We start from the raw sequence: 13,577 nt of genomic DNA on the forward strand, positions 1-13,577 counted from the left end.
GGTATTATTGCACCATATTTTCAAGCTGTTGTTTTTGCTGATGTAATTGTGTCATGTCGCCGTTGACGCGCGGCCGCGGCTTCTCTAGAAAGCCGCCCAGTTCGGCGCATTCGGCGCCGATTTGCTTTTCACGGATTTCACACATGAGCACGTTCTCGGCCAAGCCCGCCGAAGTGACGAAGAAGTGGGTCGTGATCGACGCCAAGGGTCTGGTCGTCGGTCGTCTCGCCACGCTCGTCGCGATGCGCCTGCGCGGCAAACACCTGCCCACCTACACCCCGCATGTCGATTGCGGCGACAATGTCATCATCGTCAACGCCGCACATGTGGTGCTGACCGGCCGCAAGCGCGACCAGAAGACTTACTACAAGCACACCGGCTTCATCGGTGGCATCAAGGAGCGCACCGCGAAGCAGATCCTCGAGGGTCGCTTCCCCGAGCGCGTCGTCGAGAAGGCGATCGAGCGCATGATCCCGCGCGGTCCGCTCGGCCGCATGCAGATGAGCAATCTGCGCGTCTATCCGGGTGCCGAGCATCCGCATGAAGCGCAGAGCCCCGAGAAGGTCGATATCGCTTCCCTGAATCGCAAGAACACGAGGGCCGCATAAATGTCCGAAACGTTGCAGTCCCTCGACCAGCTCTCGCAGGTCAAGCCGGCCGCGCCCGACGCGCCGAAGTATGTCAAGAAGGTCGACAAGTTCAACCGCGCCTACGCCACCGGCAAGCGCAAGGACGCCGTCGCCCGCGTCTGGATCAAGCCGGGTGCCGGCAAGATCTCGGTCAACACCCGCGACATCGAAATCTACTTCGCCCGTCCGGTGCTGCGCATGATGATCCAGCAGCCGCTGGTCGCTGCCGCCCGTAACGGCCAGTATGACGTGATCTGCACCGTCGCCGGCGGCGGTCTGTCCGGCCAGGCCGGTGCTGTCCGCCACGGCATCTCGAAGGCGCTGACCAATTTCGAGCCCGAGCTGCGCGGCGTCCTCAAGAAGGGCGGCTTCCTGACCCGCGACTCTCGCACGGTCGAGCGCAAGAAGTACGGCAAGGCGAAGGCCCGCAAGTCCTTCCAGTTCTCGAAGCGCTAATTCGAGTTCTAAAATTCGCGGCAATTGCCGTGAGCATCGAGTTGCAGAGGGCGCCGAGAGGCGCCCTTTTTGCTGCGCCCAATGGAGAGAGCTTCGAAGCGAATTAGCGCAGTTTTTCAAGAAAACTTGCGTGTGCGTGCAAACGAAATTGGAACTCGGGCCTTCTAGCGTGCGGGCTCGCACTGGCGCTGCATCACCTTTTATTTGCGCCTGCGAACGTTGCATCACACCGGGCTGGCGTGAGTTATGTCGTTCGATCCATCGACACTTTATTTGTTCGCCACCATGGTTGCGGGCATGCTCGGCGCCATGCTGTGGCTGTTCGGCAGGCAGGAGAACATTCCCGCGCTGAAATGGTGGGGCACCGCCTATCTGCTCGGCGCGGCCTCGGTCGCACTCTGGACGGTCGGCAGCTCGACCCTCGACGCCATGGTCCTGATGGGGTTGAATGCGATCGGCTTCGCGGCCTGCGGCATGGTCTGGAATGCCGCGCGCATCTTCCACGGCCGCAAGGCCAATCTGCCGGGCCTCGTGCTCGGTCCGATCGCGTGGATCGGTGCCGCGATGACGTTGGACGATCACGCGCTGCGCCTGACGATCGGCGCCGGGATCGTCGCGATCTACGCCGCGCTGACCGCCTCCGAGCTGTGGAGCGAGCGCCGCCGCGTGCTGCAGCGGCGCTGGCTCGCGATCGTGATCCCGGTCGCGCACGGCTGCGTGCTGATGCTGCCGATCCTGGTCGGCGACCTGCTGCGATTCAACGGCCAGAACTACGTCAGCAGCTTCTGGGTCACGCTGTTCTCGATCGAGCTCGTGCTGTACGCGATCGGCACGGTGTTCGTGATTTTCATGATGGTATCGGACCGCGCGGTGGCCGTGCACAAGACCGCCGCGTCGGTCGACCCGCTGAGCGGCATGCTCAACCGCCGCGGCTTCACCGAGGCCTGCACGCGGGTGATCGAGCGCGAGGCCAATGCGGGTCGGCCGGTCACGGTGATGATCTTCGACATCGATCATTTCAAGTCGATCAACGACCGCTTCGGTCATCCCGCCGGCGACGAGATCCTGAAACTGTTCTCCGCCGTCGTGGTCAACAGTCTCAGGATCAGCGACCTGTCGGGCCGGATCGGCGGCGAGGAATTCGCGGCGCTGCTGCCGTGTTCGCTCGATGAGGGCGTGCTGGTCGCCGAGCGCGTGCGCGAGGCCTTCGAGAACAGCAATATCGCCTGCGAAGAAGGTCCGGTCGACACCACGGTCAGCATCGGCGTGGCCGGCGGCCCCGCCGGCACCGAGCTCGAGGTAGCTGCTGGCCTCGGCCGACACCGCGCTCTACCAGGCCAAGCGCGGCGGCCGCAACCGCGTCGAGGCGGCGGAGGAGTTGCCGCTGTCGCTGGAGAACTGGCGGCGCAAGACCGCGGGCCTGCCCGCAGCGGCGCGGCAGAAGCCGGCGACGGTGCGGACATGAGCGCGGTAACGACCGGTTAACCATTCGATCCCATGCTTTCGGGCATGGAGTCGATCCGCACCCGCAATCCCCAGTCAGCCCTGATGTCGCTCGAAGCCGACGCGGTTTCGGCGCGCAGCGGCTTCGCCTGCCTGTTCTCGAACTCCGATGAATATGAGACCGCGCTGATCGCCGAACGGCGCGCGCAGGGCCGATACCAACAGCCCAGAAGCCGCTGGCCGGTCGTGATGCTGCTTGGCGCGATGCTGATCGTTGCCGGTACCGTATTGCTGTTCAACTGAACCGCCGCAGGATCGACAGAGGAGGCGCCCCGGGCGGGGCGCCTTTTGCTTTTTCGCCGGCTGGGCTAGAGACGGGGCCTTTCCCAAGGGAAACCAATCAAGGGAGGCGACAGCCCAATGATCACCGAAATCGCACAGATCGACGTCAAGCCCGGCAGCGAGAAGGATTTTGAGGCCGCGGTGGCCAAGGCGCGCCCGCTGTTCCTGCGCGCCAAGGGCGGCAAGGGGTTTGAGCTGCACCGCTCGATCGAGAAGCCGTCGCGCTACCGGCTGGTGGCGAAGTGGGAGACGCTGGAGAACCACACCGTCGATTTCCGCGGCTCCGAGGATTTCACCGCCTGGCGCGCGCTGGTCGGCCCCTATTTCGCGGCGGCGCCCGAGGTCGAGCACACCGAGACGGTGCTGACCAGCTAAGGCAAGGGATTCTTGTCTTGACGCGTTTTCTTCACGCGAACCGGTGTTCACTTCGCTCGAAAACGGTCTAATTTTACGCGACCTGCGCAGGCGCCTGATCCTCTGCCTTGAAATGGTCGATCATCACCTTGGCGATCGCCATCAGCGGCAGCGCCAAGGCCAGCCCCCAGATGCCGAACACGACGCCGAGCAGGATCTGGAACGCGAACAGCGTCGCCGGCGGGATGTCGAGCGCCTGCCGCTGCACGATCGGCGTGATCACGTAACTCTCCAGCGCGTGCACGCCAAGGAACAGGATGAACGCGCTCAGCGCGGCGATCCATCCCGAGGCGAGGCTTGCCAGCACCACGATCAGTCCGGCGATGATCGCGCCGACCGTTGGAATGAAGGCCAGCAATCCGGCCTGGATGCCGAGAATGAACGAGCTCGGAATGCCGATGATGGCAAGCCCGATCCAGGTGACGAGGAGCACCGCCGCCATGGTGATGATCTGCGCGATCAGCCAGCGTTCCAGCGTCTCGCCGATGCGATCGACGATGATGGTGGCCTGCGCGCGGTATTTGGCCGGCGCGATGAACAACAGCCCGGCGCGGTAGATGCTTGGCTGGGCCGCGAAGGCGAGGCCTAGAAACAGCACGATGAAGAAATTGCCGACGACGCTGACGGTGCCGAGCAGCACCTTCAGCGTCTGGCTGATGATGGCGCCGCCGCTCGAGGCCAGCGCGCCGGCCCCGGGGATGCCGTGCGACTGCGACGTTGCGGGCGCCGTTGTCGTCGTCGCCACGCCGGTGCCGTCGGGTTTCGCTTCGCCTGCCGCATTGGTGAAATCGAGATAGCTGGTGTCGACGCCATGCTGCTCGAGGAATTCCTTGACGCTGCCGAGCTGCGATTTGATCGTGTTGCTCAACACCGTGGCCTGCTGCGCGATCGTGGTGCCGCCGAGGAACACGATGCCGGACAATAGTCCGGCCATCGCCAGGCAGACGATCGCAAGCCGCAACGCGTGAGGCAGCCCGGTCAGCCGGCCGAGCAGGGCGGCCATCGCGTTCAGGCCGACGCCGAGCAGCATGCCGGCGAACAGCAGGAACAAGGTCGCGGCGAAATGCCAGGCGAACATCAGCAGCGCGGCGAACAGCACGGCGCCGATGCCTCCGACGGCGATCGCCCATGCCATGTCGTTGCGGGCCTGCAGGCGATTGTCAGCCGGTTCTGTCACGGGTAATTCCCCTTTGCGACGGTGTCCGAAGCAGTCATTGGCGAAAATCCCGCCGGGATCAAGCTGGGCGGACCGTGCCGGTTTGCCGCTGACGCGCCGCGGCGCCGGGGCGCAACTGGCCGCATTTTTGGGCCCCCGGTGCCCAACTGTGCAGGACTGCAAGCCCCCCTGTGCAGATATAGACAGTTGATCCGGCGGGAACTCGAGGGCATGATCGTCTCCGCAACGTCGCAAACTTAGAAGAATCATTGCGCGAGACTTCGATAATGAGACGGCCCGTGGTCGGCGTGATCGGAAACGCCCATCGCATCGAAAATCGTTTCACAGTCCAGATGGTCGGGGAGCGCAATCTTCGCGCGGTTGCCGATGTGTCGGGTGCGGTGCCGCTGATGTTCGCTGGCAGCCCAGACATCACCGACGTCGGCGCCTTGCTCGACGTGGTCGACGGCGTGGTGCTGACCGGGGCCCGCGCCAACGTCCATCCGACGCGCTTCAATACCGAACCTTGTGCCGCGCACGAACCCTATGACCTCCACCGCGATGACGTCGCGCTCGCGCTGTCGGAGGCCTGTGTGGCGCGCGGCGTGCCGATCTTCGGCATCTGCCGCGGCCTGCAGGAGATGAACGTCGCGTTCGGCGGCTCGCTGCATCCGGAGATCCGAGAGATTCCAGGCCGCATGAACCACCGGATGCCGCGGCTGGACAACGGCGAAATCCACCCCGATCCCACCGTGGTGTTCGCCGACCGCCACGATGTCGCACTGACGCCGGGGGGCGCCTTCGCAAAGATCCTTGGCCGCGAGACCATCCGGGTCAATTCGCTGCACGGCCAGGGTATCCTTCAGCCGGGCAAGCGGGTCGTGATCGAGGGCATTGCCGAGGACGGCACCATCGAGGCGATCCGCATCGCGGATGCGCCCGGCTTTGCGCTGGGCGTGCAGTGGCACGCCGAATACGATCCGCAGCGCAATCCGATCAACCGCGCGCTGTTCGAAGCCTTCGGCGACGCGCTGCGCGAACGGCGGCGGGCGGCGTAGGGCGATTTCACCGCGATCCAGGGCAAATTCGGTGTCATCACCCGCGCATGCGGGTGATCCAGTATTCCAGAGACGCCAGTGCTTGAGCCGAAAGGCCGCGGCGTACTGGATCGCCCGGTCGAGCCGGGCGATGACAGATGTGGGTGGGGACGCAGCTTCGCGTTCTCGCGACATGATTTGCCCGAGCTTTGCTCTTCGTTCCGCCCTCTCTTGAACAGAGGGCGCAGGGAAAGCCGGGTGCCGATCGCACCCATGGGCCCCGAGCAAAAGGTAGAAAGCTCGGGGGTAGGACCACAGGTGTAACCGGAAAACACTCCGGCTTTCCCTGCGCGATGGGTTACGGCTTACTTCGTGCTCTCCCCGGCGAGACTGGGCTTGTTTGTCACCGCCTTCGCAAAAACGCCTGCGCGTTTCGCAAGGGGACACCGGCCACTAGGTGGTGTGGACTCTAAGGATTCCCTTTTAGGAGCAAATCAGATTCAAGGCTGCTTTTGGGGAGGCCGCCTTGGGTGTGATGGACCGTTTGGTATTGAGCGACGCGGCGTGGGAGCGGATAGCGCCGCTGATCATAGGGCGCCCCGATCAGAAGGGCTCCACCGGGCGCGACAACCGGATGTTCGTGGAAGGTGTGCTGTGGATCGTGCGTACGGGGTCTCCCTGGCGCGATCTTCCGGAGGTGTTTGGGGACTGGAACAGCGTGTTCCGGCGCTTCAGTCGATGGAGCATCAAGGGTGTTTGGTGGCGGATCTTCGAGGCGATGTCCGATGATCCGGACTTCGAATATCTGATCGTCGATTCCACCATCGTTCGGGCGCATCAGCACGCCGCCGGCGCCAAAAAGGGGGGTCTGAAGATCAAGCGGAAGATCAAGCGATCGGCCGCTCGCGCGGCGGCCTGAGCACCAAGATACATATGGCCGTTCGAGGCTTGGGATGTCCGGTGCGGTTCACGCTCACCGCAGGTCAGAAGGGCGATGCACCGCAAGCCGCCGCATTGATCGAAGGCTTATCCGCCGAGGTCGTCATGGCCGATACGGCCTATGACGCCGATCACTTGCGCCAAGCCATCGCCGCCAAAGGCGCGCTCGCCGTGATCCCCAACAACCCGTCACGCGCGCTCAAATATCCACTCGACAAGCATTTCTATGCCCAGCGTCATCTCGTCGAATGCTGCTTCTCAAAGCTCAAGCAGTTCCGCCGCGTCGCAACCCGCTTCGAAAAAACGGCCCGGAACTACCGGGCCGTCGTCACTCTCGCAGCCATCGTTCTATGGATGCGCTAGTGTCCACACCACCTAGGGCGTCAGGACCTCACGACTTCACCGTCCGCTTCGCGTGCTCTCGTCAACACCACACTCAGCGTCCACAGCATCCCACACCGCGTTCGTGACGACCGCGAAGCGCCCCTCGATCGGGTGAGACGGGCGAACCATACACCGAGTTGTATTTCTGATAAAGCGAAATATTTTTGCTGCGGGGGCTTGCGCCGTCGGGCAACTCAGTGATTGGCGATCTGCCCGGCTTCGACCGGCGCGGCGACGCGGCCTTGGTCGATCCGGGCCTCCCGCGCGCGAATGCGCGACGGCCATCCGTATCGAGAGGCCAGCAGTGAGAGCCTGTCCCTGACGAGACCATGCGCGGGAGCTTCGAGGAACCGCCAGACGAACCACGCCAGCACGACGACGGCCGTGACAACGAGCGCGGTCAAAAGCGCATCCGGCGTGGGCGTCATCGCAAGCAGGATCACGTAACCGAGCTGCAGATGCAGCAGATAGAGCGGATAGGTGATGCCGCCCACGGCGCTGACGAGGCCAGCCGGCAGTGGCACGGACTTGATGCGGGTGGCGGCGAACACGATGCCGAGCGAGACGATGCAGATCGCGGACACGACGCGCGGATCGAAGCTGCCATGGGTGTGGACGCCGAGCCGTTCCAGCTTGTGCACGGCCTGGAACGTCGCCGTTCCCATCGCCAGCGTCAGCAGGCTGTAGAGCCTGGTGTCGCGCCGTCCCCGGTAATGTTCATAGATCAGGAGCCCGACGGCGAAGAAGCCGCTGTCGTCGGCCATGAAGAGTTTCTCGAACAGGGGAATGTCGAGGGTCAGTTCGTTGACGAAGGTGATGGCGATCCATGCCACGATGATCGTGTCGATCCGCCGCGGGAAGATGCCCCAAGCCAGGAACAGCGCAACCCAGACGTAGAACACGACCTCGATCACCAGCGACCAGTAGGCGTCGTCCATATAAGGCTGGCCGAACATCGGTGCCGCAATGAACAGGTTTGCCAGCCATTGCCCCCACGTTACGTCGAACCAGGCGTGGCCCACGAGCAGCGTCGCGAGGAAGGTCAGCGTCATGCAGATGACGAAGGTTGGATAGATGCGGCTGAAGCGGGCGATCGCGAAGCCGACCGGCGTGCGGCCTTCGGCCGAATAGGCAATGACGAAGCCGCTGATCGCGAAGAACACGGGGACGCCGAGGAATCCATACTGCGCGACCGGCGCGAGATACGGCATCGCGACCTGCTGAACGCCGTGCGATGCGGGGCCCCAGAAGCCGTAATGATACAGGATCACAGCCCCGACCGCGGCGAGCCGCAGCAGGTCCAGTATCGGAACCCTGGTCGGGCCCGGTTGCTCATTAACTTCCGGCATCAGCCGCTCCGGGGAACAGGCCCGGCATTCTGGCGGCGAGGCATGAAGGCGTCCTTAATCCGGCCGGGATAGGGCCAGCCCGGCTGTTCACGATTGCAGGAGCCCGGTCGCGACGCCGGCTGCCGCGCAGAGGGCGACCACGAGCAGCGGCGGGGCGCGCCATGCCGTGAGCAACACGAAGCCCGCCAGTGCGATGCCGAAATCGAGCGGACGGTGCACGCTGCTGGTCCAGACCGGATCGTAGAGTGCCGCACCGAGGATGCCGACCACGGCGGCGTTGACGCCGCGCATCATCGCCTGCGCCGAGGGCCGCTTGCGGAAACCATCCCAGAACGGCAGCGCCGCGAGCAGGACGAGAATTCCCGGCAGGAAGATGCCGATGAGGCCAACGATCGCGCCTGGCACGCCGCCGATCACGGTGCCGAGATAGGCCGCGAAGGTGAACAGAGGGCCCGGCACCGCCTGCGCGGCGCCGTAGCCGGTCAGGAACGCATCGTCGCCGATCCAGCCCGGCGTCACCACGGCTTCGCGAAGAAGCGGCAGCACGACATGGCCGCCACCGAACACCAGTGCGCCGGAGCGGTAGAAGGCCTCGAACAGGCCGAGGCCGGGCCATGTCCGGGCCAGCAGCGGCAGTCCGACGAGCAGCGCGAGGAACAGGATCAGCGCGCCTACGCCAACGCGGCGCGACACCGGCATTGCGATGTGGGTGACGCCGTCGGCCGGTTGTGCCCGGCAGAGCCAGAGCCCGGCGACCGCGCCGAGAATGATGGCGCCGATCTGCGCGATCGACGAAGCGCTCGCGAGGATCACCAGTGCCGCCACTGTCGCAATCGAGGCGCGCTCGCGGTCGGGACAGAGCGACCGCGCCATGCCCCAGACGGCTTGCGCCACGATCGCGACCGCGACGAGCTTGAGGCCATGCACCAGGCCTGCGCCGGCCGGGCCGCTCAATCCGCCGGCGCCAAAGGCAAACAGCACGAGCGCAATCGCTGACGGCAGCGTGAAGCCGGTCCAGGCCGCCAGCGCGCCGAGGTAGCCGGCGCGCATCAGGCCGAGCGAGAAGCCGACCTGGCTGCTCGCAGGGCCCGGCAGGAATTGGCAGAGCGCGACCAGATCCGCATAGGCCTGCTCGTCAAGCCAGCGTCTGCGGGTGACGAACTCGTCGCGGAAATAGCCGATATGGGCGATCGGGCCGCCGAAGCAGCTGACGCCGAGCTTGAGGAAAATGAGCAGCACCTCGAGCGGCGAATGGCCGGCGCGCGCAGTTGAGGGCGGTGTGCTGGATTGCTGCATATCGGTGTCGTTCAAGCGTTGTCAATTCCCGGACTTGCGTCACATGTCAGTGGACTCATCAGCGAAGGATATCGCCCTTTGGTGACGCCTGAGCGCGATATTTCTTGCGACGCCGCTCAGCCGATCCAGCCGAGCAACCTGAACCAGACGAGATAGAGCGGCGCGAGCACGACGAACGAGATCAGGCCGACGAGGAGGCACATCTTCACCGTCGCGCCGGCCGGCACCCGCGCCATGCCGGCGGCGACGACGATCGGGGCCGCCTGATACGGCAACAGCGGCGTCGCATAGGCGAACACCTGCGACATCAGCACGGTCGGAAGGCTCAAGCCGGTGTGTGCGGCGAGCGAGGAGGCCAGCGGCGTGAACACCGCAGGCACGCCGTTGGCGGTGACCACGAAGTTGAGCAGGCTGGCGAGCCCGATCATCGATGCGAAATCCGCCGCCGGCCGCGCCGGATCGAGCGGCAGATGCGGAATGATGAGATCGCCGATCGCAGTGCCGAGCCCGGACCAGGCGACGACGGCGGCAAGCCCGAGGATGCCGCCGAGATAGATGCAGGTGCGGACGTTGACGCCGGCAGCGAATTCCTCGCCGTTGAGGAAACCCACGCGCGGCAGCAGGCAGAGGCATGCGGAGACAAGCCCGACCCATGCCGGGCGGATGCCGTGCAGGCTGTCCGTCATCCAGAACGCGAGCGTGGCAAGCAGGATGATCGAGAGCCGCCATTCCGCCGCGCTCATGGGTGTCGTCTCGGTGCTGCTCTCGATCGGCTTGGGCGATGCCGGAAACAGCCACACCAGACAGCCGATCAGCACGATGCCCTTGAGGATGCCGATCACGGGCGCGTGCAGCACGAGATACGACATGTAATCGAAACGCACGCCATAGGCCCGCTCGGCGGCGCCGGTCATGATCAGGTTCGGCACATTCGCCGGCAGGATCGACGCCGAGAGCTGATAGGTGCCAAAACCCACCGCGAGCGCGAGCGCATGACGGCCCGGCGATCCCTCCGCGAGGCCGGCGCGCTCGGCCAGCGCCAGGATGATCGGCATCAACAGCGCGATGCGGCCCATGTTCGAGGGCATCACGAAGGCCAGCGCATAGGTCAGCACAATGACGCCGGCGACCATCCGGAGCCAGGAGCCGGTGAGATGTCCGGCAAGGGCGCGCGCGATCCGGTCGGCGAGCCCGACCTTGCGGATTGCGCTGCCGATCACGAAGCCGCCAAGCACCAGCCAGAACGCTTCCGACTGGAAGCCGGAGAACAGCACGACCGGCGGCGCGGCGCGAAACACCGCGACCGCGGCGAAGAACAACAGCGCGGTGAGAAATTCCGGCAGCAGGCTGGTGGCCCACAGAAAGACGGCCATGCTGGTCAAGCGGTCCATCATTCGAAACCCCCAGTTTTGACTGCTTAGTCTGCGGGATGATTTATCTACTGAATTTGCCTTGGCATAGCTTACGCAGATCATCCGGACCTGACCTATTTGCTGATACTGTGCCTCGTCGTGCTGGCGATGCCGGCGGCGCGCCGGCCGTCGAAGAACATGCGCTAAGAGTGAGCAGCTGGCGCGGTTTTGCAATTCAACTGTTTTGGAGTGTTGCCAATGGCTCGCGTCGTTCGTTTTCATCAACATGGTGGTCCCGAGGTGCTGCGGATCGAGGATGTGGCGATCGCGCCACCCGCGCGCGGCGAGATCCAGATCCGGATCAAGGCGCTCGAACTGAACCGCGCCGAGGCCTTGATGCGTACGGGGACCTATATCGAGACGCCGACGCTGCCATCCGGCCTCGGCCTCGAAGCTGCCGGCATCGTCGAGGCGATCGGCGAGGGCGCCGGCGGTTTCGCGCCCGGGGATGCCGTCAGCATCGTGCCGCCGATCTCGATGGCGCGCTGGCCGGCTTATGGCGAACTCGCGACGTTCCCGGCCGAACTGGTCGTCAAGCATCCGCCGGCACTGGGGTTCGAGACGGCGGCCGCAGTGTGGATGCAGTACCTCACGGCATATGGCGCCTTGATCGATGTTGCGAGGCTCGCCCGTGCGGAGTTCGTCGTGATCACGGCGGCCTCGAGCAGCGTCGGGCTAGCGGCGATCCAGATCGCCAATCGTATTGGTGCGATACCGATCGCGGTGACGCGGACCTCCATCAAGAAGCAGGCGCTGCTTGAGGCGGGCGCTGCCCACGTCATTGCGTCGGCGGAGGAGGATTTACAGTTGCGGCTCGAGGGCATCGCGGGGCCGAACGGTGTTCGTGTGGTGCTCGACGCAGTCGGTGGCCCCGCCTTCATGCCGCTGACATCAGCGATGGCGCACGGCGGCATCCTCATCGAGTATGGCGGGCTCAGTCCGGAGCCGACGCCGTTTCCGCTGTTCACCGTGCTGAGCAAGAGCCTGATCCTGCGCGGCTACCGCGTGCACGAGATCGTCCGCGATCCGGCGCGGCTGGCCGCGGCAAAGGCGTTCACCCTCGATGGGCTTGCCGACGGTGCGTTGAAGCCGATCATCGCCAGGACGTTTCCGTTCGAGGAGATCGTCGAGGCGCATCGGTACCTGGAGTCAAACGTGCAGTTCGGCAAGATCGTCGTGACGGTGTGAGGGCACCTCACGTCCCGCAGAACGTCTGCGTCACGCGCTGCTCGGGGAGCGGCGGATCGGCGTAAGCCGCGAACTGTGGTTGGTCCTCGAACGGCTTCGCCAGCACCGTCAGCAGCTCCTCGAACGGCGCGTAGTCGTCGTTGGTGACGGCTGCCTGGATCACCGCCTCGATGCGGTGGTTGCGCGGGATGAAGGCCGGGTTGACGGCGCGCATTGCGGCCTTGCGCTCCGCCGGCGTCTGCTGTTCCAGCGCGAGGCGGGCGCGCCAGCGGGGGGCCCATTCGTCGAACGCTGCGGGCTCGAGGAACTGCGCGCGGACGTCGGCGGCGTCGTCGCTTGCCGCCTCGCCGAGATGGCGGAAGGTCAGCGTGAAGTCGGCACCGTTCTTTGCCATCGCGTCGAGCAGGTCCTGGATCAGCGCCTCGTCGCCGTCGCGCGCGGTGAACAGGCCGACCTTGGCACGCAGCCCGGCCTGATAGGCCGCGGTGAATTTTTCCGGGAAGTCGCCGAGGATCACTTGCGCCTGTTCGATCGCCTTCTCCTGGTCGTCGGCGAACAGCGGCAGCAGGCATTCGGCGAGCCGGGTCAGATTCCACAAAGCGATGCGCGGCTGGTTGGCGTAGGCGTAGCGGCCCATCTCGTCGATCGAGGAGAACACCTGCGCCGGGTTGTAGGCGTCGAGGAAGGCGCAGGGGCCGTAGTCGATGGTCTCGCCCGAGATCGACGTGTTGTCGGTGTTCATCACGCCGTGGATGAAGCCGACGAGGAGCCAGCGCGCGACCAGCGCGGCCTGTCGCGCGACGACGCCCGCAAGCAGGGCGTGATAGGGCTGGGCGGCGTCCTTCAGCTCGGGATAGTGCCTGACGATGACATGGTCGGCCAGCGCACGCACGCCGTCGGTGTCGCCGCGGGCGGCGAAGAACTGGAAGGTGCCGACGCGGATGTGGCTCGAGGCGACGCGGGTCAGCACGGCGCCCGGCAGCGCGGTCTCGCGCATCACGGGTTCGCCGGTGACGACGGCGGCGAGCGAACGGGTGGTCGGAATGCCCAATGCGAACATCGCCTCGCTGACGATGTATTCGCGCAGCACGGGGCCGAGCGCGGCGCGGCCGTCGCCGCGGCGGGAGAACGGGGTCGGGCCACTTCCCTTGAGCTGGATGTCGCGGCGGACGCCGTCCCGGTCGATGACCTCGCCGAGCAGGATGGCGCGACCGTCGCCGAGCTGGGGAACAAAGTGCCCGAACTGGTGGCCGGCATAGGCCATCGCGATCGGGTCGGCGCCGTCAGGCAGGCGCTTGCCGGCGAGGATTTCGGCGCCCTCGGGCGTCGAGAGCAGGTCCGGGTCCAGCCCGAGCTGGAGCGCGAGCGGCCGGTTCAGCCTGATCAGCCGGGGGGAGGCCACCGGGGTCGGCGCGACGCGGGCGAAAAAGTTCGCCGGCAGCGCCGAATAGGTGTTCTGGAACGGGAAATGGATGGTCATGTCGGGAAGATAGGCCTGCGGGCCGAATAGGCAAACGATTGGCGGCTCCGGC

12 protein-coding genes and 2 pseudogenes are annotated in these 13,577 nt (G+C 65.3%); 8 read left to right on the plus strand and 6 right to left on the minus strand.

The genetic code is table 11. From position 1 onward, the window contains the following. Positions 1-4 precede the first annotated feature (4 nt). Positions 5-205, minus strand: coding sequence for a hypothetical protein (locus HAP54_RS34000; protein ID WP_166293422.1), 201 nt, complete (start codon positions 203-205; stop codon positions 5-7). Here HAP54_RS34000 and rplM point away from each other — a divergent pair. From rplM to HAP54_RS34025, 5 genes and pseudogenes are all read left to right on the plus strand, one after another. Then, positions 144-608: a 50S ribosomal protein L13 gene (gene rplM / locus HAP54_RS34005; RefSeq protein WP_029082848.1), complete on the plus strand. Its 465-nt coding sequence runs from the start codon at positions 144-146 to the stop codon at positions 606-608. The two genes, HAP54_RS34000 and rplM, sit on opposite strands and share 62 nt — an antisense overlap. Continuing rightward, positions 609-1,085, plus strand: a complete 477-nt coding sequence (rpsI, locus tag HAP54_RS34010; RefSeq protein WP_029082849.1) for a 30S ribosomal protein S9 — start codon at positions 609-611, stop codon at positions 1,083-1,085. A gap of 246 nt (positions 1,086-1,331) precedes the next feature. Further along, positions 1,332-2,550 (plus strand): annotated as a pseudogene (locus tag HAP54_RS34015) (diguanylate cyclase). Positions 2,551-2,594: 44 nt separating this feature from the next. Beyond that, complete coding sequence (locus tag HAP54_RS34020) at positions 2,595-2,831, plus strand: hypothetical protein (RefSeq protein WP_166294717.1); 237 nt, start codon at positions 2,595-2,597, stop codon at positions 2,829-2,831. Positions 2,832-2,948: 117 nt separating this feature from the next. Further along, positions 2,949-3,245, plus strand: a complete 297-nt coding sequence (locus HAP54_RS34025; RefSeq protein WP_166294719.1) for an antibiotic biosynthesis monooxygenase family protein — start codon at positions 2,949-2,951, stop codon at positions 3,243-3,245. A gap of 73 nt (positions 3,246-3,318) precedes the next feature. On the opposite strand, the gene HAP54_RS34030 is transcribed toward HAP54_RS34025, so the two are convergent. Beyond that, positions 3,319-4,461: an AI-2E family transporter gene (locus HAP54_RS34030; RefSeq protein WP_166294721.1), complete on the minus strand. Its 1,143-nt coding sequence runs from the start codon at positions 4,459-4,461 to the stop codon at positions 3,319-3,321. Between the two features lie 266 nt (positions 4,462-4,727). Here HAP54_RS34030 and HAP54_RS34035 point away from each other — a divergent pair, with 266 nt between their 5' ends. Together HAP54_RS34035 and HAP54_RS34040 are read left to right on the plus strand one after the other, a co-directional pair. Next, a complete protein-coding gene (locus HAP54_RS34035; RefSeq protein ID WP_166294723.1) occupies positions 4,728-5,498 on the plus strand; it encodes a gamma-glutamyl-gamma-aminobutyrate hydrolase family protein in 771 nt (256 codons plus the stop codon). Between the two features lie 514 nt (positions 5,499-6,012). Further along, positions 6,013-6,779, plus strand: a pseudogene (locus HAP54_RS34040) (IS5 family transposase). Positions 6,780-6,994: 215 nt separating this feature from the next. Here the strand turns inward: HAP54_RS34040 and HAP54_RS34045 are convergent. The 3 genes from HAP54_RS34045 to HAP54_RS34055 all read right to left on the minus strand — a co-directional run bounded on the left by HAP54_RS34045 (position 6,995) and on the right by HAP54_RS34055 (position 10,839). After that, positions 6,995-8,149 carry an acyltransferase family protein gene (locus tag HAP54_RS34045; RefSeq protein ID WP_175619261.1) on the minus strand — a complete coding sequence of 385 codons (1,155 nt, stop codon included), beginning with the start codon at positions 8,147-8,149 and terminating at the stop codon, positions 6,995-6,997. A gap of 87 nt (positions 8,150-8,236) precedes the next feature. Continuing rightward, positions 8,237-9,445, minus strand: coding sequence for a chromate efflux transporter (chrA, locus tag HAP54_RS34050; RefSeq protein ID WP_166306669.1), 1,209 nt, complete (start codon positions 9,443-9,445; stop codon positions 8,237-8,239). 116 nt (positions 9,446-9,561) lie between these two features. Then, positions 9,562-10,839, minus strand: a complete 1,278-nt coding sequence (locus tag HAP54_RS34055) for an SLC13 family permease (protein WP_166294725.1) — start codon at positions 10,837-10,839, stop codon at positions 9,562-9,564. A 216-nt stretch (positions 10,840-11,055) separates the two neighbouring features. Here HAP54_RS34055 and HAP54_RS34060 point away from each other — a divergent pair, with 216 nt between their 5' ends. Then, complete coding sequence (locus HAP54_RS34060; protein WP_166294727.1) at positions 11,056-12,045, plus strand: zinc-dependent alcohol dehydrogenase family protein; 990 nt, start codon at positions 11,056-11,058, stop codon at positions 12,043-12,045. Between the two features lie 7 nt (positions 12,046-12,052). On the opposite strand, the gene HAP54_RS34065 is transcribed toward HAP54_RS34060, so the two are convergent. Then, positions 12,053-13,525, minus strand: a complete 1,473-nt coding sequence (locus tag HAP54_RS34065) for a protein adenylyltransferase SelO (RefSeq protein WP_166306672.1) — start codon at positions 13,523-13,525, stop codon at positions 12,053-12,055. Positions 13,526-13,577 lie beyond the last annotated feature (52 nt).

The sequence above is a fragment of the Bradyrhizobium sp. 2S1 genome (assembly GCF_011516625.5).
In the GTDB taxonomy this organism is placed as follows: Bacteria; Pseudomonadota; Alphaproteobacteria; order Rhizobiales; family Xanthobacteraceae; genus Bradyrhizobium; species Bradyrhizobium septentrionale.

Bases quoted from the DNA above. Each gene is read 5' to 3' on its own strand.
- HAP54_RS34060 (WP_166294727.1), top strand. From the start codon at position 11,056: ATGGCTCGCGTCGTTCGTTTTCATCAACATGGTGGTCCCGAGGTGCTG.
- chrA (WP_166306669.1), bottom strand. From the start codon at position 9,445: ATGCAGCAATCCAGCACACCGCCCTCAACTGCGCGCGCCGGCCATTCG.
- HAP54_RS34025 (WP_166294719.1), top strand. From the start codon at position 2,949: ATGATCACCGAAATCGCACAGATCGACGTCAAGCCCGGCAGCGAGAAG.
- HAP54_RS34020 (WP_166294717.1), top strand. From the start codon at position 2,595: ATGGAGTCGATCCGCACCCGCAATCCCCAGTCAGCCCTGATGTCGCTC.
- HAP54_RS34045 (WP_175619261.1), bottom strand. From the start codon at position 8,149: ATGCCGGAAGTTAATGAGCAACCGGGCCCGACCAGGGTTCCGATACTG.
- HAP54_RS34055 (WP_166294725.1), bottom strand. From the start codon at position 10,839: ATGATGGACCGCTTGACCAGCATGGCCGTCTTTCTGTGGGCCACCAGC.
- rpsI (WP_029082849.1), top strand. From the start codon at position 609: ATGTCCGAAACGTTGCAGTCCCTCGACCAGCTCTCGCAGGTCAAGCCG.
- HAP54_RS34035 (WP_166294723.1), top strand. From the start codon at position 4,728: ATGAGACGGCCCGTGGTCGGCGTGATCGGAAACGCCCATCGCATCGAA.
- HAP54_RS34065 (WP_166306672.1), bottom strand. From the start codon at position 13,525: ATGACCATCCATTTCCCGTTCCAGAACACCTATTCGGCGCTGCCGGCG.
- rplM (WP_029082848.1), top strand. From the start codon at position 144: ATGAGCACGTTCTCGGCCAAGCCCGCCGAAGTGACGAAGAAGTGGGTC.